The organism is Gammaproteobacteria bacterium (assembly GCA_032250735.1).
Lineage (GTDB): Bacteria > Pseudomonadota > Gammaproteobacteria > SZUA-152 > SZUA-152 > SZUA-152.
Map to the genome: position 1 here is coordinate 74,332 of JAVVEP010000007.1, position 22,414 is coordinate 96,745.

21 protein-coding genes are annotated in these 22,414 nt (G+C 56.5%); 17 read left to right on the plus strand and 4 right to left on the minus strand.

Annotation, left to right across the window (positions count from 1 at the left end; all coding sequences use genetic code 11):
* Positions 1–76 precede the first annotated feature (76 nt).
* The 8 genes from RRB22_06115 (at position 77) to RRB22_06150 (ending at position 8,918) form a co-directional block, all read left to right on the plus strand.
* On the plus strand, positions 77–2,092 hold the full coding sequence (locus RRB22_06115) for a heme lyase CcmF/NrfE family subunit (protein MDT8383971.1): 2,016 nt from the start codon (positions 77–79) through the stop codon (positions 2,090–2,092).
* 2 nt (positions 2,093–2,094) lie between these two features.
* A complete protein-coding gene (locus RRB22_06120) occupies positions 2,095–2,667 on the plus strand; it encodes a DsbE family thiol:disulfide interchange protein (protein ID MDT8383972.1) in 573 nt (190 codons plus the stop codon).
* Positions 2,664–3,185 (plus strand): cytochrome c-type biogenesis protein, encoded by a 522-nt coding sequence (locus RRB22_06125; protein MDT8383973.1) that lies wholly within the window; start codon positions 2,664–2,666, stop codon positions 3,183–3,185. Before RRB22_06120 ends, RRB22_06125 begins: the two co-directional genes overlap by 4 nt.
* Entirely contained in the window at positions 3,182–4,423 is a 1,242-nt protein-coding gene (gene ccmI, locus RRB22_06130; protein MDT8383974.1) for a c-type cytochrome biogenesis protein CcmI, read from the plus strand. Before RRB22_06125 ends, ccmI begins: the two co-directional genes overlap by 4 nt.
* Positions 4,424–4,490: 67 nt before the next feature.
* Complete coding sequence (locus RRB22_06135) at positions 4,491–4,805, plus strand: cytochrome c (protein ID MDT8383975.1); 315 nt, start codon at positions 4,491–4,493, stop codon at positions 4,803–4,805.
* Between the two features lie 14 nt (positions 4,806–4,819).
* Positions 4,820–5,977: a two-component regulator propeller domain-containing protein gene (locus RRB22_06140; protein MDT8383976.1), complete on the plus strand. Its 1,158-nt coding sequence runs from the start codon at positions 4,820–4,822 to the stop codon at positions 5,975–5,977.
* A 175-nt stretch (positions 5,978–6,152) separates the two neighbouring features.
* Positions 6,153–7,385 carry a two-component regulator propeller domain-containing protein gene (locus tag RRB22_06145; GenBank protein ID MDT8383977.1) on the plus strand — a complete coding sequence of 411 codons (1,233 nt, stop codon included), beginning with the start codon at positions 6,153–6,155 and terminating at the stop codon, positions 7,383–7,385.
* Positions 7,386–7,541: 156 nt separating this feature from the next.
* Positions 7,542–8,918: a hypothetical protein gene (locus RRB22_06150; protein ID MDT8383978.1), complete on the plus strand. Its 1,377-nt coding sequence runs from the start codon at positions 7,542–7,544 to the stop codon at positions 8,916–8,918.
* Between the two features lie 229 nt (positions 8,919–9,147).
* Here the strand turns inward: RRB22_06150 and RRB22_06155 are convergent, their stop codons facing one another.
* From RRB22_06155 to RRB22_06165, 3 genes are all read right to left on the minus strand, one after another.
* Positions 9,148–10,122: a cytochrome c3 family protein gene (locus RRB22_06155; protein MDT8383979.1), complete on the minus strand. Its 975-nt coding sequence runs from the start codon at positions 10,120–10,122 to the stop codon at positions 9,148–9,150.
* A gap of 184 nt (positions 10,123–10,306) precedes the next feature.
* On the minus strand, positions 10,307–11,428 hold the full coding sequence (locus tag RRB22_06160; GenBank protein ID MDT8383980.1) for a 6-bladed beta-propeller: 1,122 nt from the start codon (positions 11,426–11,428) through the stop codon (positions 10,307–10,309).
* Positions 11,404–12,252: a cytochrome c3 family protein gene (locus tag RRB22_06165; GenBank protein MDT8383981.1), complete on the minus strand. Its 849-nt coding sequence runs from the start codon at positions 12,250–12,252 to the stop codon at positions 11,404–11,406. The genes RRB22_06160 and RRB22_06165 overlap by 25 nt, the downstream gene beginning before the upstream one ends.
* 272 nt (positions 12,253–12,524) lie before the next feature.
* Here RRB22_06165 and RRB22_06170 point away from each other — a divergent pair, with 272 nt between their 5' ends.
* The 9 genes from RRB22_06170 to RRB22_06210 all read left to right on the plus strand — a co-directional run bounded on the left by RRB22_06170 (position 12,525) and on the right by RRB22_06210 (position 21,247).
* Positions 12,525–13,766, plus strand: coding sequence for a c-type cytochrome (locus RRB22_06170; GenBank protein ID MDT8383982.1), 1,242 nt, complete (start codon positions 12,525–12,527; stop codon positions 13,764–13,766).
* A complete protein-coding gene (locus RRB22_06175; protein MDT8383983.1) occupies positions 13,766–14,794 on the plus strand; it encodes a c-type cytochrome in 1,029 nt (342 codons plus the stop codon). The genes RRB22_06170 and RRB22_06175 overlap by 1 nt, the downstream gene beginning before the upstream one ends.
* Positions 14,795–14,909: 115 nt before the next feature.
* Positions 14,910–15,362, plus strand: coding sequence for a hypothetical protein (locus RRB22_06180; protein ID MDT8383984.1), 453 nt, complete (start codon positions 14,910–14,912; stop codon positions 15,360–15,362).
* A gap of 58 nt (positions 15,363–15,420) precedes the next feature.
* Positions 15,421–16,812, plus strand: coding sequence for a porin (locus RRB22_06185; protein ID MDT8383985.1), 1,392 nt, complete (start codon positions 15,421–15,423; stop codon positions 16,810–16,812).
* Between the two features lie 336 nt (positions 16,813–17,148).
* Positions 17,149–18,198 carry an N-acetyl-gamma-glutamyl-phosphate reductase gene (argC, locus tag RRB22_06190; protein ID MDT8383986.1) on the plus strand — a complete coding sequence of 350 codons (1,050 nt, stop codon included), beginning with the start codon at positions 17,149–17,151 and terminating at the stop codon, positions 18,196–18,198.
* Between the two features lie 128 nt (positions 18,199–18,326).
* The gene (locus tag RRB22_06195) at positions 18,327–19,043 is read left to right on the plus strand and encodes a hypothetical protein (GenBank protein MDT8383987.1); all 717 of its coding nucleotides are present in this window, start codon (positions 18,327–18,329) and stop codon (positions 19,041–19,043) included.
* Positions 19,044–19,074: 31 nt separating this feature from the next.
* Complete coding sequence (locus tag RRB22_06200; GenBank protein ID MDT8383988.1) at positions 19,075–19,503, plus strand: polymer-forming cytoskeletal protein; 429 nt, start codon at positions 19,075–19,077, stop codon at positions 19,501–19,503.
* Positions 19,504–19,621: 118 nt separating this feature from the next.
* On the plus strand, positions 19,622–19,966 hold the full coding sequence (gene erpA, locus RRB22_06205) for an iron-sulfur cluster insertion protein ErpA (GenBank protein ID MDT8383989.1): 345 nt from the start codon (positions 19,622–19,624) through the stop codon (positions 19,964–19,966).
* A gap of 123 nt (positions 19,967–20,089) precedes the next feature.
* Entirely contained in the window at positions 20,090–21,247 is a 1,158-nt protein-coding gene (locus RRB22_06210; protein ID MDT8383990.1) for a citrate synthase, read from the plus strand.
* A 45-nt stretch (positions 21,248–21,292) separates the two neighbouring features.
* Here RRB22_06210 and RRB22_06215 read toward each other — a convergent pair whose 3' ends face one another.
* Positions 21,293–22,414, minus strand: a complete 1,122-nt coding sequence (locus RRB22_06215; protein MDT8383991.1) for an anhydro-N-acetylmuramic acid kinase — start codon at positions 22,412–22,414, stop codon at positions 21,293–21,295.

Sequence of the window (22,414 nt, forward strand, 5' to 3'; positions counted from 1 at the left end):
AGTGCTAAATCAGGGACGGTGTTACGCGGTACCCAGTACACGCCCATCAGCTGAAGCTTAAACGAGGATTGAAAATATGATTCCAGAAATCGGACATTTCGCGCTCATCATGGCGCTTTGCGTCGCGCTGGTGCAGGGGGTGGTTTCCATCGCGGGCGCACAAACGGGTATGCGCTCCTGGATGGAGATTGCGCGACCGGCGGCCCAGATACAGTTCATTTTTGTGGTAGTGGCGTTTGGCTGTCTGATGTACGCCTTCATCAATAACGATTTTTCGGTGAAGTATGTCGCCACCGTTTCCAATTCCATGTTGCCGGTGCAGTATCGTATCGCCGCCATCTGGGGCGGGCATGAGGGATCGTTACTGCTGTGGGCCCTGTTGCTGGCAATCTGGACCCTCGCAGTATCGCGCTTTTCGCGTAACCTGCCGCTGGATATGGTGTCACGCGTGATTGGCGTGATGGGGTTGATCTCCGTCGGCTTCATCATGTTCATGCTGTTTACCTCGAATCCCTTTGACCGCCTGTTGCCTGCGGCGCTCGATGGTCGAGACCTCAATCCGCTGTTGCAGGATCCGGGTCTGATTATTCACCCGCCCATGCTGTACACCGGCTATGTGGGTTTCTCGGTGGCCTTCGCCTTCGCCATCGCCGCCTTGTTGGGTGGAAATATGGACGCCACCTGGGCGCGCTGGTCGCGGCCCTGGACCACGGTGGCCTGGATATTCATGACCCTGGGTATCTCGCTGGGCAGCTGGTGGGCCTACTACGAGTTAGGCTGGGGTGGCTGGTGGTTCTGGGATCCGGTCGAAAACGCCTCGTTCATGCCCTGGCTGGTGGGCACGGCGCTGGTGCATTCGCTGGCGGTGACCGAAAAACGCGGCTGCTTCAAAAACTGGACGGTGTTGCTGGCGATCTTTGCCTTTTCGCTGAGCCTGCTGGGAACCTTCCTGGTGCGTTCCGGCGTACTGACCTCGGTGCATGCCTTTGCGACTGATCCCGAGCGCGGCATCTTCATTCTGGCCTTCCTGGTGATTGTGATTGGCGGTTCGCTGACCCTGTTTGCCTGGCGTGCGCCGAAGGTTGGTCTGGGCGGAAAGTTCGGCCTGGTCTCGCGCGAAAGCTTTTTGCTGGCCAATAACGTGATGCTGGTGGTGGCGGCGGGCGCAGTGCTGCTGGGCACCCTGTATCCCCTGTTGCTGGACGCCCTGGACATGGGCAAGATCTCGGTGGGCCCGCCCTATTTTGATACCGTGTTTCTCCCGTTGATGGCGCCGATGATTTTCCTCATGGGACTGGGTCCCATCGCCCGCTGGAAACAGGCCAGTCTCCCCGATATGGCCAGCCGTATGAAATGGGCGGCGGCGGTGAGTCTGGTGATGGCATTGATTACGCCGTTGCTGATGGGTGAATGGTTTGCGCTCACCAGTCTGGGTTTTGCCCTGTCCTTCTGGATTTTCAGCAGCATCGTGGTCAGCGTGAATGAACGCCTTGGAAAAACGGCGGTAAATTCCAGCGCAGGTTTGCTGTCACGCATCGCCGGATTACCAAAATCCTATATCGGCATGAATGTCGCGCATGTCGGTGTCGGCGTCTTCATTATGGGCGTCACCATGGTGAACAGTTATGAAGTCGAGAAAGACATGCGCATGGAGGTGGGTGATACCGTCGTCATGAGTAATTACACCTTCCGTTTTGACGGTGTAACCGAGGTAGAGGGGCCAAACTATACGGCCAATCGCGGCCAGATCCTGGTCACCGTGGACGGTAAAACCGAGACCGTATTGTTCCCGGAAAAGCGGGTCTATCGCGTACAGACCATGCCGATGACGGAGGCAGGTATTGATTCCGGTCTGTTCCGTGATCTGTATGTGTCGCTGGGCGAACCGGTGGGCGGTGGTGCCTGGAGTGTGCGTGTTTATTACAAGCCGTTTGTGAACTGGATCTGGGGCGGCACCGTGTTGATGGGTATCGGCGGAATGTTTGCCGTCAGTGATCGTCGTTATCGGCTCGCTTCACGCAGGCGCAAGGTGCAGGAAAAGACCACCGATCAACAGGTCGCCACTGCCCGGCTGGCGAAAGAGGAACAGTAAAGATGTTGCGTTATATCGTGCCCCTGGTGGTGTTCTTGGTTGTTTCGGTATTTTTGTTAAAGGGGCTGGATCTTAATCCGCGGGAGGTGCCATCCCCTTTTATCAATAAACCGGCACCGACTTTCAGTCTGCAAAAGCTGCACGCGCCGGAAACGCATTTTTCCACCCAGGATATGCTTGGTGAGGTGTGGCTGCTGAATGTGTGGGCCTCATGGTGTGTGGCCTGCCGTTCCGAGCATCCATTGCTGGTGCAGCTGTCGCGCGCCAACATAGTGCCTATTTATGGTTTGAACTATAAGGATCTGCCAAGTGAGGGCAAGCAGTGGCTGCAACAGCTGGGCAATCCTTATGTCGCCAGCATGATTGATTATGAAGGCAAGGTCGGTATTGATTATGGCGTTTATGGTGTGCCGGAAACCTTTGTGATCGACAAGCAGGGCATTATCCGCCACAAGGTCATTGGCCCGGTGACACCCGACGCACTCGATGACTGCGTGTTGCCGCTGGTAAGGAAACTTCAGCAGGCCTCGGCGCAGCAGGTGGTTACCCGTGACACGGTGGAGGGTTGCGTATGAGCCCGTTGAAAAACATTATTAGACTGTCCCTGTTTGTGTCGTTGGTGATGCTTGCACCGCTGAGTGTCGCCAAAGAGGCCGCGCCTATGGCGATGGACCCGGAGATGGAGAAGACCGTCAACGAGATCTCGGCGGAGTTGCGTTGCCTGGTCTGCCAGAATCAAACGATTGCGGACTCACATGCCGAGCTGGCCGTTGACCTGAAAAATCAGGTTCGCGAGATGGTGAAGCGTGGCCAGACACAGGAAGAAATTGTCGATTACATGGTGCAGCGTTACGGCGATTTTGTGCGCTATCGTCCACCCATGAAGCCGAGCACGGTGCTGTTGTGGGCCGGGCCTTTTCTGTTGTTGCTGATCGGTCTGACGGTGTTGGTGATTAATTTGCGCAAGCGCACAACACTGGTGACTGCTGACGGAGACCTGTCTGCGGAAGAAAGCGAACGACTCAAGGCATTGCTGGCATCCGAGCCGGAGCAACAAGCTGCCGCACAAAAAGATAAGGAAGATAAGTCATGATGGTGTTTTGGTTAGTTGCCGCATTGTTGATTGCCGCGGCCTTGTTGTTTTTGTTGCCGCCGCTGATTCAGCGCGGACAGCGTAGTGAAGATACGTTTGATCGCGACGAACTGAATCTCACCATCTTCAAGGACCAGGTGATGGAGCTTGAGCGCGACCTGTCAGTGGGGGTGTTGACGCAAGAGCAGTTTGATATGGCGAAACACGATCTGGAACGCGGTTTCCTGCAGGATAACAATGCAGCACCGGAAGCGCCGCTGACGCCGATGGATCGCGTTATCGGACGCTCTGCCGCAGTGGTGATTACAATAGTGATCCCGATTTTGGCGGTGACGATTTACAATATGCTGGGCTCGGGCGAGGCGGGCCTGCATCCCGAAGATGCGCGCCCACAGGTGCAGGCAGAGGGGCATGAAGGCACTCTGGAGGAGCAGGTGCGCAAGCTGCAGGATCATCTGCAGCAGAACCCGGATGATGCGGAAGGCTGGACCATGCTGGGACGTTCCTACTATTTCCTTAAGCAGTACGGCGCTGCCGCAGAAACCTTTGCGCGGGCCTCTGCCTTGCAGCAGGATTCCAATGCGGAGCTGTTGGCGGATTATGCCGATGCGCTGGCTATGGCCAATGGCCGCAACATGGCGGGCAAGCCGTATGAGCTGGTGAAAAAGGCTCTGGCGATTCAGCCAAAATTCCAGAAGGCATTGTGGTTGGCCGGTACCGCGACCTACCAGTCGGGAAATTTTGAGGCCACCCTGGGATACTGGCAGCGGTTGCTGGAGATCTTCCCCAAGGGCTCGGAAAACTACCAGCAGATGCAGAAAAATATCGGTGAGATTCAGCAGAAGCTGGGCTTGCCGGTGGATGGGGTGGAGCAGGTTGCAAGTGTGGCTGGCCCGAGTATCTCCGGCGTCGTGCATCTGGATGAGTCTTTGATGTTGCAGGCCGCTGTGGGGGATACCCTGTTTGTCTATGCGCGCGCAGCGACCGGTCCACGCATGCCGTTGGCGATTGTGCGTAAAACAGTGAAGGACCTGCCGCTGGAGTTTACCCTGGATGATTCCATGGCAATGAATCCCTCAATGAAACTGTCGAGCTTTCAGCAGGTGGTGGTAGGCGCACGTATCTCCAAGAGCGGTAATGCCATGCCTCAGCCGGGCGACCTGCAGGCGGTGTCGCAGCCCATGGATGTTAATGCCGGGCAAAGAGTTGAACTGGTGATTAACGAGGTCGTTAACTAGTGGTCTATGCGGAAAGTTCGGTAACCGATTGGTCGAGAATGTTATGTTCATGTGGAAGGAGAAAATAATGAATCATTCAATCATTGTTGGTCGTTCACTGGTTTTCATGTTGTTGTTACTGTCTGCCTGCGCGGCGATGGCGGGCGATCCCATAAAGGGTCGTGCCTTGTATGAGGTTCGATGTTCCGGTTGCCATGGCCCTGAAGGAATTCCCCAGGTCGGATCGATTCCCAATTTCAAGATGGGCGAAAAACTGATGCAGCCTGATCAGCAGTTGCTCAGTTTTGTGAAAAAGGGCAAGGGGGTGATGCCTGGCTTTAACGGCATACTTACCGATGTGGAAATTATGGATATCATCGCCCACATCAGGACCTTCTTTTGATGCAAGTAACGGTAATGAAACCTCGTTTGTCGGCTCAGTCGGCGCGGTGGACGAGGCTCGGTGTAACAGCCGGTCTGCTGTTGTTTGTGGCGGCCTGTTCGAATGATGAGCCTGCCACAACGACGCCGGTGCCGGCATCGATGGCGCCGCCGGTAAGCTCTGTCCCGGTGTCGAAAAACACCAGTGGCTACCGGGTGGCTGACACCTTTAATGTGGGGGAGCGCGTCTATGTGCGTTCCATGGAAGTGGATGAAAAGCAAAATACCCTGTGGGTGGGCACCAGTGTGGGGGCGATGGAGGTTGATATCGCCACACGTAACCTGGTGGCTACCTATACGCGCGAGCAAGGCCTGGCAAATGAATACGTGTTTGGCATGCATATCGACAGCAAGGGCGATCGCTGGTTTGGTACCAATGGCGGGGGGATTTCTCGCCTGTCGGTGGCGCGGGAATGGAAAACCTTTTTCCCCATGCATGGTCTGGCGGATTACTGGGTCTATTCATTCACCGAGCAGGCTGATGGCACCTTGTGGATCGGTACCTGGGCGGGTCTGAACCGATTTGACCCAAAAACCGAAACCTTTCACACCTACCTTGATGAGCTGGTGAATGAGTGGGTGTATGGTCTGGATGTGGATTCACAGCAGCGTCTCTGGGTGGGCACCGAAGGCGGCATCAACATGTTTGATGGCACCAGCTGGAAAACCTGGACGCATGACGATGGTCTGGGTGCCGACAATGAACAGAACCTACCCCTCAGTACCAATACGGGTTTGGGTACGCGATCGCGGCATGACCTGAGCATCCTGTCGATGGATCAGCAAACCTATAATCCCAACTATGTCTTTGCCCTGCTGGTCGCCAGCGACGATAGCGTGTGGGCGGGCACCTGGGGCGGCGGTGTGAGCCGTTTCGACGGTAAAAGCTGGACCAATTACACCACCAGGGATGGCCTGGCCGGAAACATTGTTTATAGTGTTGCCCAGGATGAAAAGGGTGGCATGTGGGTGGGCACCAATGCCGGGCTGTCGTATTTCGATGGCAAAGACTGGCATCTGTTCACCACCACCGATGGCCTGCTGGACGATAATATCTATGCGGTGGCGCCCTCGGCCAACGGCCAGGTGTGGGTTGGCAGTCGTTCGGGTGTGACCCTGTTGGTTTCAGAGTAGGGTTTCCGGGTAGGCTTGTCCGATTCTCCTTCGCGACGTTACAGTTCCGGGAATGAGAGCGAGGAAAAGTAGTTTTATTCACCGAGTGCCATTGATGGGTCAGTGTTAATGGTTACCTGTCTTGCGGAATATGACGTGCGAAATATAACGTGCGCAACATGAATTGGAGGTTGTTGTGAATATTAGTTCAAAGGGTTTGGCGGTAGCCGTACTGGCCGTCGGTGGCTTGGTGATTGCGGCCTACAATTTTGGTAACAAGCAGGCAGATACAACAACCACTACAACGACTACGGCCGGTCCGATTACCCAGGGGCAGATGCCGCCGAATCATCCGAGCATGGAGGGTGCGCCCGCGGTCGATCTGCTGCCGGGGCAGCAGGAAAATACCGCCAAATTCGCGCATTTCCGTGTGGGGCAGCGAAATGTCAAGGGTATGCTGGCGGATGGCAACGAAGTCTGGGTGGGCACCTCCGGCGGCGTGATTCGCTATGATCTGCAGACCAATGACTACAAGTTGTATGACGTGAAAAACAGCAGCCTGATTTCAAACGGCGTGTTTCATGTGAGCAAGATTCGCGGAAAGATTATGGTAGGTACCTACGGTGGCGGTTTGTCCGTCTACACGCCGGAAACAGATCAGTGGCAGAATTATAATATTCCGGATGGCCTGGCTGACCAGTTTGTCTATGACATTGCCGAGGCAGAAAACGGCGATTACTGGATCGCAACCTGGTCGGGTGTCAATCGTGTACCGAACGGTAATTTCGCGGATACCGCTAAATGGGAGACCTTTACGGTTGAGAATACCCAGGGTGGTCTGCCGAATGACTGGGTCTATGGTGTAGAAGTAGGTAAGAATGGTGATATCTGGTTTGCCACCGAAGGCGGCCTGGCGCTCTACCGGGATAACAAATGGACTAACTGGAAACATGCGGATGGCCTGGGCGCACCTTATGAAAAGGTGAAAGATGATATCGCCTTTAGTAACGATCCGGCCAAGTCATCCAAACATCATGCGCAGCAAAAGGCGGAGCAGGGTCTGGGTGATATCAAGGTCGGTTACAACCCGAATTATATTGTCTCCATGGTGGTCGATGAGGATGGGGCTGTCTGGTGTGGTACCTGGGGCGCGGGTCTGTCGCGTTTTGATGGTAACAGCTGGAAGACCTACACCGTGAAAGAGGGGTTGCCGGGCAATCATGTATTCATGCTGAGCAAGAAGGCCGGTGGGGATATGTGGATTGGCACTGATAAGGGTCTGGCGCGCCCCACAGCCAACGGTTTTGCGGTGATGACCAAGGCAGATGGCCTGTTTGCGGACAATGTGTTTTCACTGGCCGAGGCCACCGACGGAAGTCTGTGGGTCGGTAGCTTTGGTGGTGTGGCGAGAATTGTTGATTACAATTAAGGGTGGCATGCGGGTCGGGTGAATTCCGATTATCATGGTCTGATTTGTATTTTTGATCGTTGCGTTGTAATCCTTGTTAAGACAATAAGCCCTGCCTGGCGTGAATCCGGCAGGGCTTTTTTGTAAAGGCTGATTGAATTATCTGGGGTGGATGAGATGAAGGGCTTTACTGGCAAAACAATACAGATCGCGACATTTATCGTCAGCGTTGTGTTTCTGATGGCGTGCTCACCATCGGATGAAAATGCACCTGCACAGAACGTCGCAGCAACCCCGGCGCAGATATGGATTGCCGGCTGGAAAGAAACCAGTGCACTGAACGTGGCACGTGCCGGTGCGGCAATGGTGGTGAATAATGATTTCATTTATATGATTGGCGGTGTGGATGGCCGGCAATTCTTGCGTAGCAGTGAATACGCACCGATCCTGCCCGATGGCCGCATTGGCGAATGGCAGACGGGGCCGCGTCTGGTGGAGGAGCGCGGTTTTACCGAAGCGGTGGTGAATAATGGTTATGTCTACGTGGTTGGCGGCGGCAACGGGCCTAATGGTAAAAATCTGTTAACCACCGTCGAGCGCGCCAGGATTAATCCCGACGGCAGTCTTGGCCCGTGGCGGCAGGAAGGCCAGCGAACGGTGTTACCGCGCCGTTGCACCAAGCTGAGTCTGGTGGGTGACTATGTATATTCCTTTGGTGGTTTCGGCGGCACCCTGCTCGACAGTGTAGAGTTCGCCAAAATTGCAGAGGATGGCAGTCTTGGTGCCTGGACGATGGCCAGTGATGCGATGACCCTGCCGCGTTACGTAAACAGTGTGAAATCGACCGATGGCATGACGTTCGTGATCGGTGGCCACGATCAGGACAAGGGTGTTGGAATTGCGGATGTTGAATGGGCCAGGCCTCAGCAAAATGGCGATATCCGTGGCTGGGAGAAAACGCAGCCGCTGAATACGGGCCGCTATGGATTGGCCTCGGCCAAACAGGGGCAGACCATTTATGCCCTGGGTGGATTAACGGGGCTGGAATATCTGCGCAGTATCGAAAAAACACAAGTGTTGCCGGACGGTGGTCTGGCGCCGTGGCAGGAAACGACGCTAATGAGTGTGCCCCGTGCGACCTTTAGCGCGCTGACGCATAAGGGGTATTTTTACGTGCTGGGCGGGACGAATCGCGATGGCTATTTACGCAGCGTGGAATACGCCGCCATCAATGAACAGGGCGATCTGGGTTTTATGGGCACGCAACAGGAGTCCGAGCAGTATCAGGCGCAACTTGAGGCAAAGCAGAAAAATGCGCCGGCACTTCCCAATCAGGGTGTGGTAAAGCAGTTGCTACACACCGAAATGTATAGCTATCTGGAAGTCTTGAGTCAGGGCGAGCGGGTGTGGATTGCCGGCCCAAAGACCGACTTGCCGGTGGGTACAGCCATTCGCTACAGCAAGGGTGTGTACATGACCAACTTTTACAGCAAAGAGCTTCAGCGGCCTTTTCCTGCGGTGACCTTTGTGAGTCGCATCGAACCGGTGCAGTAGCGCCGGCGTTTGGGCCGATGTCATGCCGGAGATTGCGGGTTTTAGCTCGCAGGCGGGTCGCTTGTTGTGCATCAGCGCGGCCTGTCATCAGTCATTCGGCGATGGCCGGGCGGGGATATGCGGGCGAGATTGTAGGCGATAAAAAAGGCCTCGCGGTTGACTACCGGAGGCCTTTTTTATGTTCGCCCTTTGGAGGCAAGAATCGTTCAGTAAGTCTCGTGCCTGTCTACTACTTGGCGTGACAGGTCAGACACAGCGCACTGGGCCCTGCGCTGACGATGCCGCTAGTACCCTCATGGGTTCCCGCGATACCGTTATTCACCCGCAGAAAGCTGGGATTGAAGCGGGTGCCGGCACCATTGGATGGGATGCCGTGCGGGTCATGACAGGAGGCGCATTCAACCTCTGGGCCATCACCGGTGTCGTAGAGCCGCACCTCATTTTTGTCGGCGTGGTTATTACCGTTGCCGTCAAAGAATGACATCCTGCCAGGGATAACCACATTTGGCTCGTTGAAGTCGGTATCCGTTCCGAAACTGACGGGGTACTGCACACCGATCGGATGGTCGTTGCGCAGGTCGGTGCCCAGCATAAAGGCACTGTAATCCGGGGCGCCGAAGGGGTTGCCTGCGGTGTGGCAAAAGGCACAGCCTGAATTGGTGCTGCCGAGTTCGGGGCCAAGGGCGAAGTGATCACCGCTGGGTCCGGTGCCGGCGCCGGATGCCGCCCAGGTGTTCAGGAAGTCCATGTTCGATGTGCCGACCTGGTTGTTAGCGCCGCCACCAATAGGGCTCAGGCCGGAGCCGGGCATGTTGAGCACGGAGTCGATGGCGATAGTCCCGTCATGGCATGACAGGCAGGTCAATGAATTTGGGCCGGGCAGACCGATGGGACGCATCAGGGTCGTCGGCTTGTCGTAGATGGTGTAATTGCCCGGATTTATGGTGCGGTTCCACAGCGGGGCCTGGATCTGTTTGTTGCCACCGTGTGGTGTATGGCAGTAGACGCAGATCGCACCGTAGTTGTTGCGGGCCAGATCCATGACCGAGCCGAGCGTGCTGTATGACACAGTAAGATTGTGGCGCGTATTGGCGATGCTGCCGATAGCGGATGCCTGTGAGGTGGGATCCCAGCCATCCGCCAGTGCCACTGTCCCTATGCTGAAAAGGCTCATGCCAAGGGCGAGTCTTGTAGTTGTTTTCATAGTCAAACCCAGCATCCTTTCAAAATGTGTAAGTAATCACCGTCGATCAATCCAGGCATTATTTTAGTCGTTTATCGGCACTGAAATCGGGTCTGTTCCACACTTTGTGTGATCAGTGTATGTCAGTACCGCATAAGCTGTCTTTATAGCATGAGCCCACCGTGGCATGCAATCAGGGATGTTGCTAGCTCTTGGGCTTACGCAGATGTTCGCCACCCAGATAGCCACCATCCTTTTCAATCCCTGCGGGCCTGAAAACGTCCACCTTGCGATGGAATTGATCCACCATGTAGACACGTCCATCTTCATCCACGTCGATGCCCGCCGGCAACATGTACAGGCCAGGGTAGGGCTGCTGGCCGCGTTGGCCGATGAACATGAGCAATTCGGCCTTGTCATTGAAAATCTGGAAGTTGCCAAAGGCGGAGTCGACGACATAGATATTCCCTTCGGCATCGGTCGCTATACCCTTGGGACGTGCAAAATTCCCCACCTTGCGGCCGACGGTGCCAAAGCTGAATTTGTGGTCACCATCGGGGGTAAAGGCCTGCACACGGAAGTTGCCGCTGTCGGTAACATAAACGGTGCCGTCATCGGCGGTTGTGACCTGTAATGCGAGGTTGAACTCTCCATCTTCACGGCCGCGGGTGCCCACAGTCTTTTCCAGTTCGCCGGTTTTTGCATTGAAAATATAGAGGTGGTGTTCCTGGGTCGTAACGCCGCCCGTATCGATGACATAGGCACGCAGGCCATCCGGGCTTACGGCCACACCGGAGGGACGGCTCAAAATGCTGCGATCGCCAAAGGCGCGCAGGAATTCCCCATCCGCATTGAATACCACAATCCGCTTGGCCGAGTTGTCAGCAACGAAGATCTCGCCTTCTTTACTGACCTCGATGCCGATAGGCTTGGCAAGCGCGCCAGGGCCTTCGGTGCCGAATATCTTGAAATCTTTGCCGGGCACATCAAACATCAGCACGCCACGTTTAACCGTGTCAGTAACATAGATGCGGCCCTTATAAACGGCGACGCCATAAGGTTTGCCGAGACCGGTAGCGGTACCCACTGAGCCGGTGGCGAAAAGCTTCAGTTTGTCTGAGCCGGTTATCTCTTTCACATCGAAGCTGCTGCGGATCGTGCGCTCAAAAATGAAACGGGCGGGCTCGGGCGGTGGTGGGTAGACTAGGATATTTTCCTCGTGTCGGACCTCTTCACCGCCACAACCGACGAGTAGAAGGGTCGTGGCCAGTCCAAGCCAGATGAGTTTGCTAGTTGTTGTTTTTATTTTGCGTGGCAGGTGAAACATAAGACCTCAGCGTTAGCGCGTAGCAGCAGTTCCCGTGAAGGGTCATGCACGTTGTGGCAAGTCATGCATTCTACTTGGCCATTATATAATTTGACACCATTATCAAAGCCGTTCGGATTGTCAACGGGATGGAAGTCGTCATCTTCAAAGCCGAGTCCGGCATAGCGCATCGAGATGGGATGATCATTTTGCAGGTCGGTGCCCAGCATTTTTACGGTGATGTCATGGGCCACATCGCCATTATGACATTTGCCGCAGCTCTCGATATTGTCTTCCGGATTGATGCGCATGTGCATGGCATCATCAGCGGCGGGGTCAAAGGTGGCGGGTTTGAAGACCACCATGTCCACGGCCATGGTGCCATCGTGACAGGAGAGGCACAGCATGCTGATCGGGTTCGGGCCGCTGGTCTTGTTGTCCAGGGTGACGCTGTCGTAGAGATTATAATTGCTTAGTGCAGGCACGTAACGGTTCCAGCCATCGATGCCGCCAAAGTCTGCAGGCTCGGAACCGCCGGCTTCCGGGGGGATGTGACAATAGACGCAGGAATAACCGTAATCGGAAAAGGCAACGCCGGCCATGGCGACCACGCCGGCACGATCATTGAGCCCGGTAAAATCGTGTTTCGATCCCAGAATCGGATCGTCTGCACCGAGTACCGGGTCGCCGACAATGGCCTCCGCCGCAGCATAGGTGGCCCAGGCCAGCCCCAGCAACAGCAGGGTGAGGGCCATATAGTAGGTATGTGATCGACCTTTCGGCGAGGGAGGAGTATTTCGTTGCGACATCATTGCGCCTTTTACCGTCTGTGGCAGTATGTTCAAGCCAATCTTCTGTAACATCTTTTGTAACAATAGCGGACACAAATCCGTTTTTTGAATGCCCAAAAAGAGTTGATAAATCCGGGCATTAACGTCGCTATTAGCTGACTATACGTGAGGTTTAGAGTAGCGCAAAAGCCCTGTTTACGCCACAATCGGCGCGCTTTATCATGGATAGGCATATAATTACTATTTTGTGCCGGGCCGTTATGGCGGGTTGTCGCAGGATTCGGGTCAAATTGATCGGATGTACAGGTTTAAGGATGTTCAAAGTGATGAAAAATCGTGTTGTTTTAGGCCTCGGCGGGCTGTTATTGGCGGGTTTTCTGGGCGGGGCCGGCACCGTGGCGGCGGCAGAGGCCGAAATGGATAAAAAGACCCTGGCGGCGATCTATCTGAAAAACTGCTCCATTTGCCATGGGGACAACGGGGATGCCAACACCCGGGCCCGTTCGGGCATGTTCCCTAAACCGCGTGATTTCACCACGGCCGAGGCAGCGATCGAGTTGACCCGTGAACGCATGATTAAATCGGTGACCGAGGGGCGTCCCGGTACGGCCATGGTGGGGCACAAGGGTCGTCTGTCACCCGAGCAGATCGAGGGTCTGGTGGACTATATCCGCGCCAACTTTATGCAGGTGGCCACGGCCGCAGTGGATCAGCCACCCGCGGCCGTGAGCGTGGGAGAAAAGGTGTACACCCAGAATTGTGCGGTCTGTCATGGCGACAAGGGCAATACCGCCTTCTGGGCCCAAAACGGACTGAACCCGCCGCCCCGGGACTTTACCGCGCCCGAATCACTGAGCGTATTAACGCGCAGTCGCATGCTGGACTCGGTCACGAATGGCCGTCCCGGCACCGGCATGATGCCCTTCAAGTCGCGCCTGACGGGCGATGAAATCAGCGCGGTGGTGGGTTATATCCGCTTCAAGTTTATGGGCGTGGATCCGGGGGAGGATTCCGGTGCCGCACCCTTGGCCCTGGTGAAGTCGGTCGACAAGCCTGTCGCCGAGCCGGTTGAGTCGACGTCGCCTATGGCCGGTATCCCTGGCGTGGATGCCCCGCTGTCATCGGCGCGGCCGGCCACCTCCGATGCCAATGCACAGGCGCCGGTTGGCGGCCTGCCTGGCGCGCCGAGTGGGCATAGCATGGAGGCGGACATGTCCCTGCCGGTACCCAACGGCCTGAAGGGTGATCTGGCCTGGGCGCGCACATTTTATATGAGCAACTGTTTCGTCTGTCACGGGGTCACCGGCCAGGGTGATGGCCCGCGGGCCTATTTTAATATTCCACGACCGCGCAATTTCACCAGCGAGGCCGCCCGACAGGTGCTCAATCGGCCGCGCATTTTTGACAGCATCACCAAGGGGCGTGTCGCTACCGTAATGCCGGCCTGGGGCAAGGTGCTGACGGAACAGCAGATCGCCGGGCTCACCGAGTTTGTGTTTCAGACCTTCATCCGGCCCAGTGAGGCGGCGACGGCCCCCAGCCCAGCGGACAAAAAAAAAGCGCCGTAATCACTGAGCCCTTATCGTCCTCGAATGTCCGGCATGAAAAAGACCGGCACGAAAAAGGACGGGGCATCTACAACTTCCGTTGTTATTTCTGCCACGGTTATTCGGGAGATGCCAAAACCCTGGCGGCGACCTATCTGACCCCCCGTCCGCGGAGCTTTATCGCCACCGGGATTGCTGACCTGAGTCGCGAGGCGATGATAACGGCGGTCACCGAGGGGCGTGCCGGTACGGCCATGCAGGGCTTTGCCAACACGATTACGGCAGAGGATATTGAGCTGGTGGTGGATTTCGTGCGCGAGGAGTTCATGCGCAACAAGGCCGCAAACACCGCCTACCACACCCCCGAAAACGGCTGGCCCAATCATCGGCAATACGCCCCCGCCTTTCCCTTTGCCCTGGGCGAACTGGCCATCGATCAGCCCGCCGCTCAACTCACGCCGGAGCAGCTGCTGGGGCGGCGTATCTTCATGCAGAGTTGTGTGACCTGCCATGATCGTGGTCGCGTCGAAGACGAAGGGGCGATCTGGGATCCGCGCCCGGTATCCTATCCGCGTAATCAATACTCGCATCGCCAGGATGAAACGCCCACGGCAGGTGAGAATGGGGGCCTGAGTCCAGGCCGTGGGGATGATGCGAAAACCGATACTGTCAGCAGTGCCAGCCCCTACGCGCGTCACGAAACACCTCCCGTGCTACAGAATCCAACCGCAGCGGAAACCGAGGGTGAGGCCCTGTTCCAGAAAAATTGCGCCTTTTGCCATGCCCCGGATGGCACCGGCAAAAACTGGATTGGCAGTTTTCTCGAACCCCATCCGCGCAATCTTACCGACCCTGAAAATATGCGTGACATGAGCGCCGAACGGCTGCGCGAGGTGATCCGCAATGGCCTGCCTAACACTACCATGTCGGCCTGGAAATCGGTGCTCAACGAGGCGCAAATCGACAGCCTCGTTGCCTACATCCATAAGGCCTTTCACCCCCTTAAGGGAATCGATGTTCAGAGGCTTGACAGCGGAACGGCCAAGTAAGATAGTCAGTCTGTCGGTTTTTCGACAGTGATGGACATATAACAATATAAGTCGTTCATTATATTCACTTAACTTTTTTTGTTAAGTCGTTTTGACAGTCATTAGGAGGAAGGTAATGTTTAAATTCGCAGCCAAAGGGTCAGCGTTGCTCATCGCGCTTGCACTGACCATGGGCGGTATGCAAGGTGCCGTCGCGGCAGACAAACCGTTTGCCGAAAAGAAAGTCGTGTTACAGATCTCCGATCCCAATCCCTTCAAGCAGACTCTGGTACTGAATGTCGCCAGTAATGTGCTGAAGGAATATGGACCGGATAAGGTCGAGGTCGAGATCGTGGCCTTCGGTCCCGGTGTTCGTCTGTTGTTTGCCGACAATGACAATGCCGGCCGGCTCAAGAGCCTGGTGGAAGGTTCGGGTGTGAGATTACACGCCTGCAGCAATACCATTGCAAACATGACGAAGCAGCTGGGTTACAAACCGGAAATCAATCCCCTGGCCACTTCACCCGGCCCTGGCGTGATCCGCATTGTCGACCTGGTGAGTCAGGGCTACATCCTGGTCAAACCCTGATCTCATAACCGTAATTAGCGATCGATACTAAAAAAAGCATTTTTAGGGAGGAGTACAGATGAAACAGGCACTTAAAAAGGCTGCCCTGGCAGTCGCGTGCGCCGGCGGTATGGCCGCCACCATGCAGGTAGAGGCAGCCAATTGGCTGATGTTACAGGGTACGGAGCCGTCTTCAGCGGCTGGCCGCGCCAAGGTTTGGGGGTTCTTGCAGCCGACTTATACTTCCATGAAGGGTACTGAAGTGGCAGCCGGACCATGGACCGGTAGCGAGGCCCAGTTCAATCAACAGACCCCGCACGTGACGACGAATAAAGGTTTTGATATCCGCCGAGCCCGGGTCGGTGTGCGCGGCCAGGGCTTCCCGCTGGACCCGAAGGTCAACTATTTTTTCCTCGCCGAGTTTGGCAGTAACGGTATTACCTGGCCAGGGGGTGGCGGTGGTTCGGCCATGATCGACCACGCCAGTGTGACCCTGAACCACATCCCCGGTGCGCGTATCCGTGCCGGTCTGTTCAAGGTGCCGATGTCGGAAGAAATGTTGCAGGCCATCCACGTGTTTGACTACATCAACTTCACCACCTTTGGTTTCCAGCAACTGCTGGAGCGTTTTATGGACGCCGATGGCGCCCAGGTTGGAACGACTCCTCCTACTAACTTCGGTGGCCTGAATGCACCAAACGGACCTGTGGGTGCCGTGCGTGACCAGGGTATCCAGGTGTTTGATGCTTTCAAGACCGGCGGCTGGGAGACCAGTTATGCGCTAATGGTCGGCAACGGCAATGGCATCAACCGTGCCGACAATAACGATACGCTGGACAAGTATTTCTACCTGTCGACGGAGAAGGTATATGGCGGTAAAGGCCCAAGGGTAGAGAGCCTGAAACTCTATGCCTGGTCGCTGAGTGGTGAGCGTCAAATTACTCTCAATACCGATGCAACTAAAAATGCGAGTAGTGGTGTGACAGAAACCTTTGACCGTAAACGAAGCGGTATTGGTATGACATTCCGCAAGGGACCCTATCGGGCGGCGGCTGAGATCCTGCGTGCGGACGGCATGATTTTTAATGGTACCGATGGTGGCGCCGTGGCTGGTTCTGTCGCTACAGTGGGGCCTGCGCCTGTTGTTGGCAATATCGCGGGTTTCAATATGCTGCCGGATGACAAGGCCGATGCCTATTATGTGCACCTCGGTTATGCCGTCAACCGCAACCTGGAGCTGGATGTCCGTTATGACACCATGAATCGTGGTACCGAGACGGATGCCGGCGAACGCAAATTCACTACTACCACCCTGGGTGCACAGTGGTTCTTCAACCTGAAAAACCGTCTGACGATCAACTATGAGATCCGCAAGGCCGAGGCACCCAACCTGCCTTCGACTAACAATGCAAACCTGATCCTGGACGAGATGGACAACCGCCTGTCTCTGCAGATCACCAGCATTTTCTAGGCTGTATCTGTCTTAGTGTGTAGGGTGCACCCGCAGGGCATAAAGGCATTGCCCACCAAATGCGAGTAGTGAACGCCAATGGTGGGCGGTGCCCACCCTACAAGGCTTAGTCGGTACGAATAAAATAATAAGGCCAATGGATGGCCACGCAACTGAGCCTCGGCAGTGCCGGGGCTTTTTTTTGCCCGCTTTTTATACCGACAATTGGTGTGTGCTTTTGTGGCGATAGACGCCATCACCCGTGGTATGCCGAGCAGTACATTGCCGATTAACACTATCGCTTTGCGGCGCTAGCCCTTACCATTAACGGCTCAAATTGAAGGGGGTGGTCAGGGTATGGTGAAGGTCGGTATTGTCGGCGGCACGGGGTACACGGGGGTGGAATTGCTGCGCCTGCTGGCGACCCATCCCGAGGTGGAGCTGGCGCTGATTACCTCTCGTTCCGAGGCCGGGATGCCGGTGGCGGAGATGTTTCCCAACCTGCGGGGGCATGTCGATCTCCGCTTTACGGCCCCCGATCCGGCCGCGCTGGCGGCCTGCGATGTGGTGTTTTTTGCCACCCCCAACGGGGTGGCCATGCAGTCGGTGCCCGCGCTGCTGGAGGCCGGGGTAAAGGTGATCGATCTGGCGGCCGACTTCCGGCTCAAGGACGCCGATCAGTGGGCGCAGTGGTATGACCAGCCCCATGCCTGCCCGCAGTTGCTCGACGAAGCGGTGTACGGCCTGCCCGAGGTGAACCGTGCGGCCATTGCCAGGGCACGCCTGATCGCCAATCCGGGCTGTTATCCTACTGCCGTACAGCTCGGCCTGTTGCCGCTGCTGGAAAAGGGGCTGGTGGATACCGGTCGTCTGATCGCCGATTGCAAATCCGGGGTCAGCGGCGCGGGCCGCAAGGCGAGTGTGGGCGCACTGCTGTGCGAGGCCGGTGAAAGCCTCAAGGCCTATGGGGTGCCGGGGCATCGGCACTGGCCGGAGATCCGTCAGGGCCTGAAGGCGGCGATTGAGGGGGAGGTCGGCCTGACCTTTGTGCCGCATCTTACCCCGATGCTGCGCGGCATCCATGCGACCCTGTACGCCACGCTGATCGACAGCGCCAACCCGGCCGCCACCGAGGCCGCTCTGCAAGCCTTATTCGAGGCGCGTTATGCCAGCGAGCCGTTTGTGGATGTGTTGCCCGCCGGTAGTCATCCAGAGACCCGTAGCGTGAGGGGCGCCAATACCTGTCGTATTGCGGTGCATCGTCCGCAGGGGGGGGATACCGTGGTGGTGTTGTCGGTGATCGATAACCTGGTGAAAGGCGCCGCCGGGCAGGCCGTGCAGAATATGAATATCATCTGCGGTCTGGCGGAGACGACCGGACTCACCGGTATCGCACTGATACCGTAAATGGAAGGCTGGCGTGGCGGTCTCACTTTTCTCAAAGACCGGGCGGGACCCGAGTGGAATCCAGATGAAACCCAGACGGGCCGCCGTATTCGCCGAGAGTTTGTTTGTAAAGCATTGAGTAGTGACCTATGTCGTCGAAACTGATCATCAAATCACACCACCCGCGGCGTTACCGTGCCAAACTCGGTGCGCTGTTGCTGCTGCTGGCCGTGATTGCCTGGGCCGTTTTCGAGTACGGTTTTTCGCGGGCCGGCTATGATAATAGCTATCTGCTGGAGGAGCGGGCGCGTCTGACCGAGCTGCTGGAGCAGGAACAAAAGCGGACTCAGGAACTGCGCGCCCAGCTTGCGGTGCTGGAGCGGGCCGCACAGGTCGACAGGCAGGCCTATGGCTCGGTTGAGGTGTCGCAGAAACAGGTCCAGGATGAGATGCTGGAGCTGAAAGAAGAGGTCGCCTTTTATCGGGGTATCGTAGCGCCGACCGAAACGGCCAGTGGGCTGGATATCCCCAGTTTCCGGGTGACAGAAATCGGCGAGCCGGGGGTGTATCGATTTAAGGTGGTGTTTACCCAGATGAAGTCGAACCAGCGTCTGGTGAGCGGTTACGCGAAGGTGGTGTTTGAGGGCGTGAAGGATGGCGCACAGATGCAGCTAAGCCTGAAGGAGGCATCCGGAGGCGCCCTGGACAGACTCAAATTGCGCTTTAAATATTTTCAGAACAACGAAGGCGAGATTGTGCTACCCAAGGGTTTTTTGCCCTCCCGGGTGCTGGTGGAGCTGGTGCCCGGCGACAAGGGTGAGGCCGCAGTCAAGAAAACCTTCGACTGGTCGGATATCATAAAGTGAAGTGTTTACTGACACCGAGGAGTTGATACACATGTTTTTTGGGAAAAACAAGAACCGCCGCAATGCCCAGATTGATACCCTGATCGGCAGCAGTACGGAATTGAAGGGCGATGTGTACTTCAAGGATGGCCTGCATATTGATGGGGTGGTGAAGGGGAATGTGGTGGCCAAGGGGGAGCACTCCATGCTGACCATGAGCGAGCAGGGTCGCATCGAGGGCGAGGTGCGGGTAAAGAATATTGTGCTCAATGGTGAGGTGGTGGGTGACGTGTACGCCTCTGAATACATTGAACTTGCGCCGGCGGCACGCGTCACAGGCAATGTGTATTACAACCTGATCGAGATGGCGATGGGGGCCGAGGTGAACGGTAACCTGGTGCACCGGGTGGACGTGCCGACAGAAGAGCCGGAGCCCCGCGTGCCGGCGAGTGATAACGGGCTGGCGGCAGACGGCGGCTAATACTTGATTAAATTGGTCGGAAATGATCTACTGTCGAACAAGTTTAGCGATGGCTTATATTAGGCCCTTACAGTATTAAGGCCTACGGGCCTAACAAGACAGAATGGTGGAATTGGAAATGAGTGCAGAAAATGACGAACTGTTGGTCGTGACCCAAAACGCGGCTGAAAAGGTGAAGACCCTGATTGCCGAGGAAGGTAACGATGCGCTGAAGTTGCGCGTGTATGTGACCGGCGGCGGCTGTTCCGGCTTCCAGTATGGTTTCTCGTTTGATGAAAATATTAATGATGGCGACACCGCGATCGAAAAAGACGGCGTCACCTTTCTGGTGGATCCGATGAGTTATCAATATCTGATGGGCGCCGAGCTGGATTATCAGGAAGGCCTGCAGGGTGCGCAGTTCCTGATCAAGAACCCCAATGCCAGCGCGACCTGCGGCTGTGGGTCATCATTCTCGATTTAGCTAACACATAAAGTCAGGCCGGTATCGGCTGATCGAATCGAAAAGGGAGGCATACGCCTCCCTTTTTTGTTTGCTATGCTATGGCCCACTATCAATAGCGCACACTATTTGCGGAGACACTATATGAGCGAATACCTGCCCGGCCTTGCCGGTGTACCGGCTACCAAATCGAATATTTCTGATATCGACGGCGAGGCAGGCGTGTTGTTTTATCGTGGCTACCCTATCGAACAACTTGCCGAATACAGCAGCTTTGAAGAAACCACCTTGCTGTTGCTGGATGGCGAGCTACCCACCGCGGCCGAACTGGCGGAGTTTGATCAGGACCTGCGCGATAATCGTCGCCTCAAATATCACATCGGCGAACTGATGAAGTCCTTGCCGGCGACGGGACACCCCATGGATATGTTGCAGACGGCGGTGGCCAGCCTGTCGATGTTTTATCCGGGCAACGAGTGTCTTACCGGTGCGGATGTCTGCGAAGACCTGAATTACATTCACAATATGACCGTGAAACTGATCTCGCGCATGAGCACCATCGTTGCCATGTGGGAGCACCTGCGCAATGGTTATGAGCCACCGGCACCTCGGCAAGACCTCACCTATGCCGAAAATTTCCTGTACATGCTGAATGGCAAGGAGGTGGATCCGCTGTTGTCGCGGATCATGGATGTCTGCCTTATTTTGCATGCGGAGCACACCATCAATGCCTCCACCTTCTCTACCCTGGTGACGGGGTCGACCCTGGCCAGCCCCTACAGCGTGGTGGCCGCCGCGATCGGTACGCTGTCCGGCCCGCTGCACGGCGGCGCCAATCAGCGCGTGCTGGAGATGCTCACCGAGATTGGTTCACCCTCCCGCGCCGCGGCCTATGTCGATCAAAAACTGAAGAACAAGGAGGTGATCTGGGGGATGGGGCATCGCGAATACAAAACCAAGGACCCCCGCGCCACTATCCTGCAAGGCCTGGTCGCAAAACTGAAGGACTCCAGGGGGGGAGAGATGAATCCGTTAATGGAGATCGCACTGGAAGTGGAGCGGGTGGTGGAGGATCGTCTGGCCCACAAGGGTGTATACCCGAATGTGGATTTCTATTCGGGGATTTTATATCAGGAGATGGGGATTCCCGCCGATCAGTTCACGGCGATATTTGCGATCTCGCGCTCTGCGGGTTGGCTGGCGCACTGGCGTGAGCAGTTGGCGGATAATCGAATCTTTCGTCCTACCCAGGTCTACACCGGCCATCCACGGCGCGATTATCGGCCGATCACACAGCGCTAGTCGCGCCTCCTGCCTTCGTCGAGTGTCAGTCGCACTGGTCGCGGACTAATTCGCCGGGTAAATGCCGCCCAGCACCACCGGTCGTCGGGCACCCGTAACGGCCGGTAGATTGCCGGGGCGGTGGGCGATAGTTTCGCGTGCCAGCCAGGCGAAGGCGACCGCCTCCACCCACTCCGCGGGCAGACCGTACGCGTCGCTGCTACTGACCGTCGCGGCCTGAAATTGCCGTGCAAGGCGTCGCATCAGGTCGCTGTTGCGCGCGCCACCACCACACACCACAACCTCCTGCGGCGCATACCCAGATACCGCCGCCTGAATGCTATGGGCGGTGAGTTCACTCAGGGTGGCCTGCACATCGGCGGGATCGACGACCTGCCCGAAATGCTCCAGTTGCTGCTCAAGCCACGCCAGATTGAAGTGTTCGCGGCCGGTGGAGCGGGGCCCCTGGCGGGAAAAAAAATCATCCTGTAAGAAACTGTCCAGCAGTTGCGGATGCACGCTGCCGGCGGCGGCCCACTGGCCGTCGTTGTCGTAGGCCTGTTGCCGATGGCGCTGAATCCAGGCGTCCAGCAACACATTACCCGGCCCCGTGTCGAAGCCGGTGACCGGGCTTTCGGTCGGCTGCGGTGCGGGTGTCTGGGCCGGTAACAGGGTGACATTGGCCATGCCGCCGATGTTGATGATCAGGCGTGACTGCGAAGCGGAGCTGAACATCGCCGCATGGAAGGCCGGCGCCAGTGGCGCTCCCTGTCCGCCGGCGGCCATGTCACGGCGACGAAAATCGGCCACCGTGGTGATGCCGGTGAGTTCGGCCAGGGTGTTGGGGTCACCAATTTGTAACGTGAAGTGGTTATCCGGGCGGTGGCGGATGGTCTGGCCATGGCTGCCGATGGCGTGAACCTGGGCAGGGCTGATGGCGGACTTTTCCAGCAACTGTTTGACGGCAGCCGCGAAGCTTGTGGCCAGTTGAATATCGAGGCGGCCGAGCTGTTCTATTTCGTTGTCGCCCGGTGTGCACAGGGTCTGAATGGCCCCCCGTAGCGCGGCGGACAGGGGGTAGTTTATTGCGCAAACCAGGTGGGGTGTGGGGGTGCTGAAATCGACCAGTGCCGCATCAAGGGCGTCGAGACTGGTGCCGGACATGAGCCCGATATAGTACTCAGCCAT

Excerpts from the sequence above, each read along its gene's own strand:
- RRB22_06195 (MDT8383987.1), top strand. The coding sequence starts at position 18,327 with ATGTCGTCGAAACTGATCATCAAATCACACCACCCGCGGCGTTACCGT.
- RRB22_06200 (MDT8383988.1), top strand. The coding sequence starts at position 19,075 with ATGTTTTTTGGGAAAAACAAGAACCGCCGCAATGCCCAGATTGATACC.
- RRB22_06210 (MDT8383990.1), top strand. The coding sequence starts at position 20,090 with ATGAGCGAATACCTGCCCGGCCTTGCCGGTGTACCGGCTACCAAATCG.
- RRB22_06150 (MDT8383978.1), top strand. The coding sequence starts at position 7,542 with ATGAAGGGCTTTACTGGCAAAACAATACAGATCGCGACATTTATCGTC.
- RRB22_06140 (MDT8383976.1), top strand. The coding sequence starts at position 4,820 with ATGAAACCTCGTTTGTCGGCTCAGTCGGCGCGGTGGACGAGGCTCGGT.
- RRB22_06155 (MDT8383979.1), bottom strand. The coding sequence starts at position 10,122 with ATGAAAACAACTACAAGACTCGCCCTTGGCATGAGCCTTTTCAGCATA.
- RRB22_06120 (MDT8383972.1), top strand. The coding sequence starts at position 2,095 with ATGTTGCGTTATATCGTGCCCCTGGTGGTGTTCTTGGTTGTTTCGGTA.
- ccmI (MDT8383974.1), top strand. The coding sequence starts at position 3,182 with ATGATGGTGTTTTGGTTAGTTGCCGCATTGTTGATTGCCGCGGCCTTG.
- RRB22_06170 (MDT8383982.1), top strand. The coding sequence starts at position 12,525 with ATGAAAAATCGTGTTGTTTTAGGCCTCGGCGGGCTGTTATTGGCGGGT.
- RRB22_06125 (MDT8383973.1), top strand. The coding sequence starts at position 2,664 with ATGAGCCCGTTGAAAAACATTATTAGACTGTCCCTGTTTGTGTCGTTG.
- RRB22_06115 (MDT8383971.1), top strand. The coding sequence starts at position 77 with ATGATTCCAGAAATCGGACATTTCGCGCTCATCATGGCGCTTTGCGTC.
- argC (MDT8383986.1), top strand. The coding sequence starts at position 17,149 with ATGGTGAAGGTCGGTATTGTCGGCGGCACGGGGTACACGGGGGTGGAA.
- erpA (MDT8383989.1), top strand. The coding sequence starts at position 19,622 with ATGAGTGCAGAAAATGACGAACTGTTGGTCGTGACCCAAAACGCGGCT.
- RRB22_06185 (MDT8383985.1), top strand. The coding sequence starts at position 15,421 with ATGAAACAGGCACTTAAAAAGGCTGCCCTGGCAGTCGCGTGCGCCGGC.
- RRB22_06160 (MDT8383980.1), bottom strand. The coding sequence starts at position 11,428 with ATGTTTCACCTGCCACGCAAAATAAAAACAACAACTAGCAAACTCATC.
- RRB22_06135 (MDT8383975.1), top strand. The coding sequence starts at position 4,491 with ATGAATCATTCAATCATTGTTGGTCGTTCACTGGTTTTCATGTTGTTG.
- RRB22_06180 (MDT8383984.1), top strand. The coding sequence starts at position 14,910 with ATGTTTAAATTCGCAGCCAAAGGGTCAGCGTTGCTCATCGCGCTTGCA.
- RRB22_06215 (MDT8383991.1), bottom strand. The coding sequence starts at position 22,414 with ATGGCTGAGTACTATATCGGGCTCATGTCCGGCACCAGTCTCGACGCC.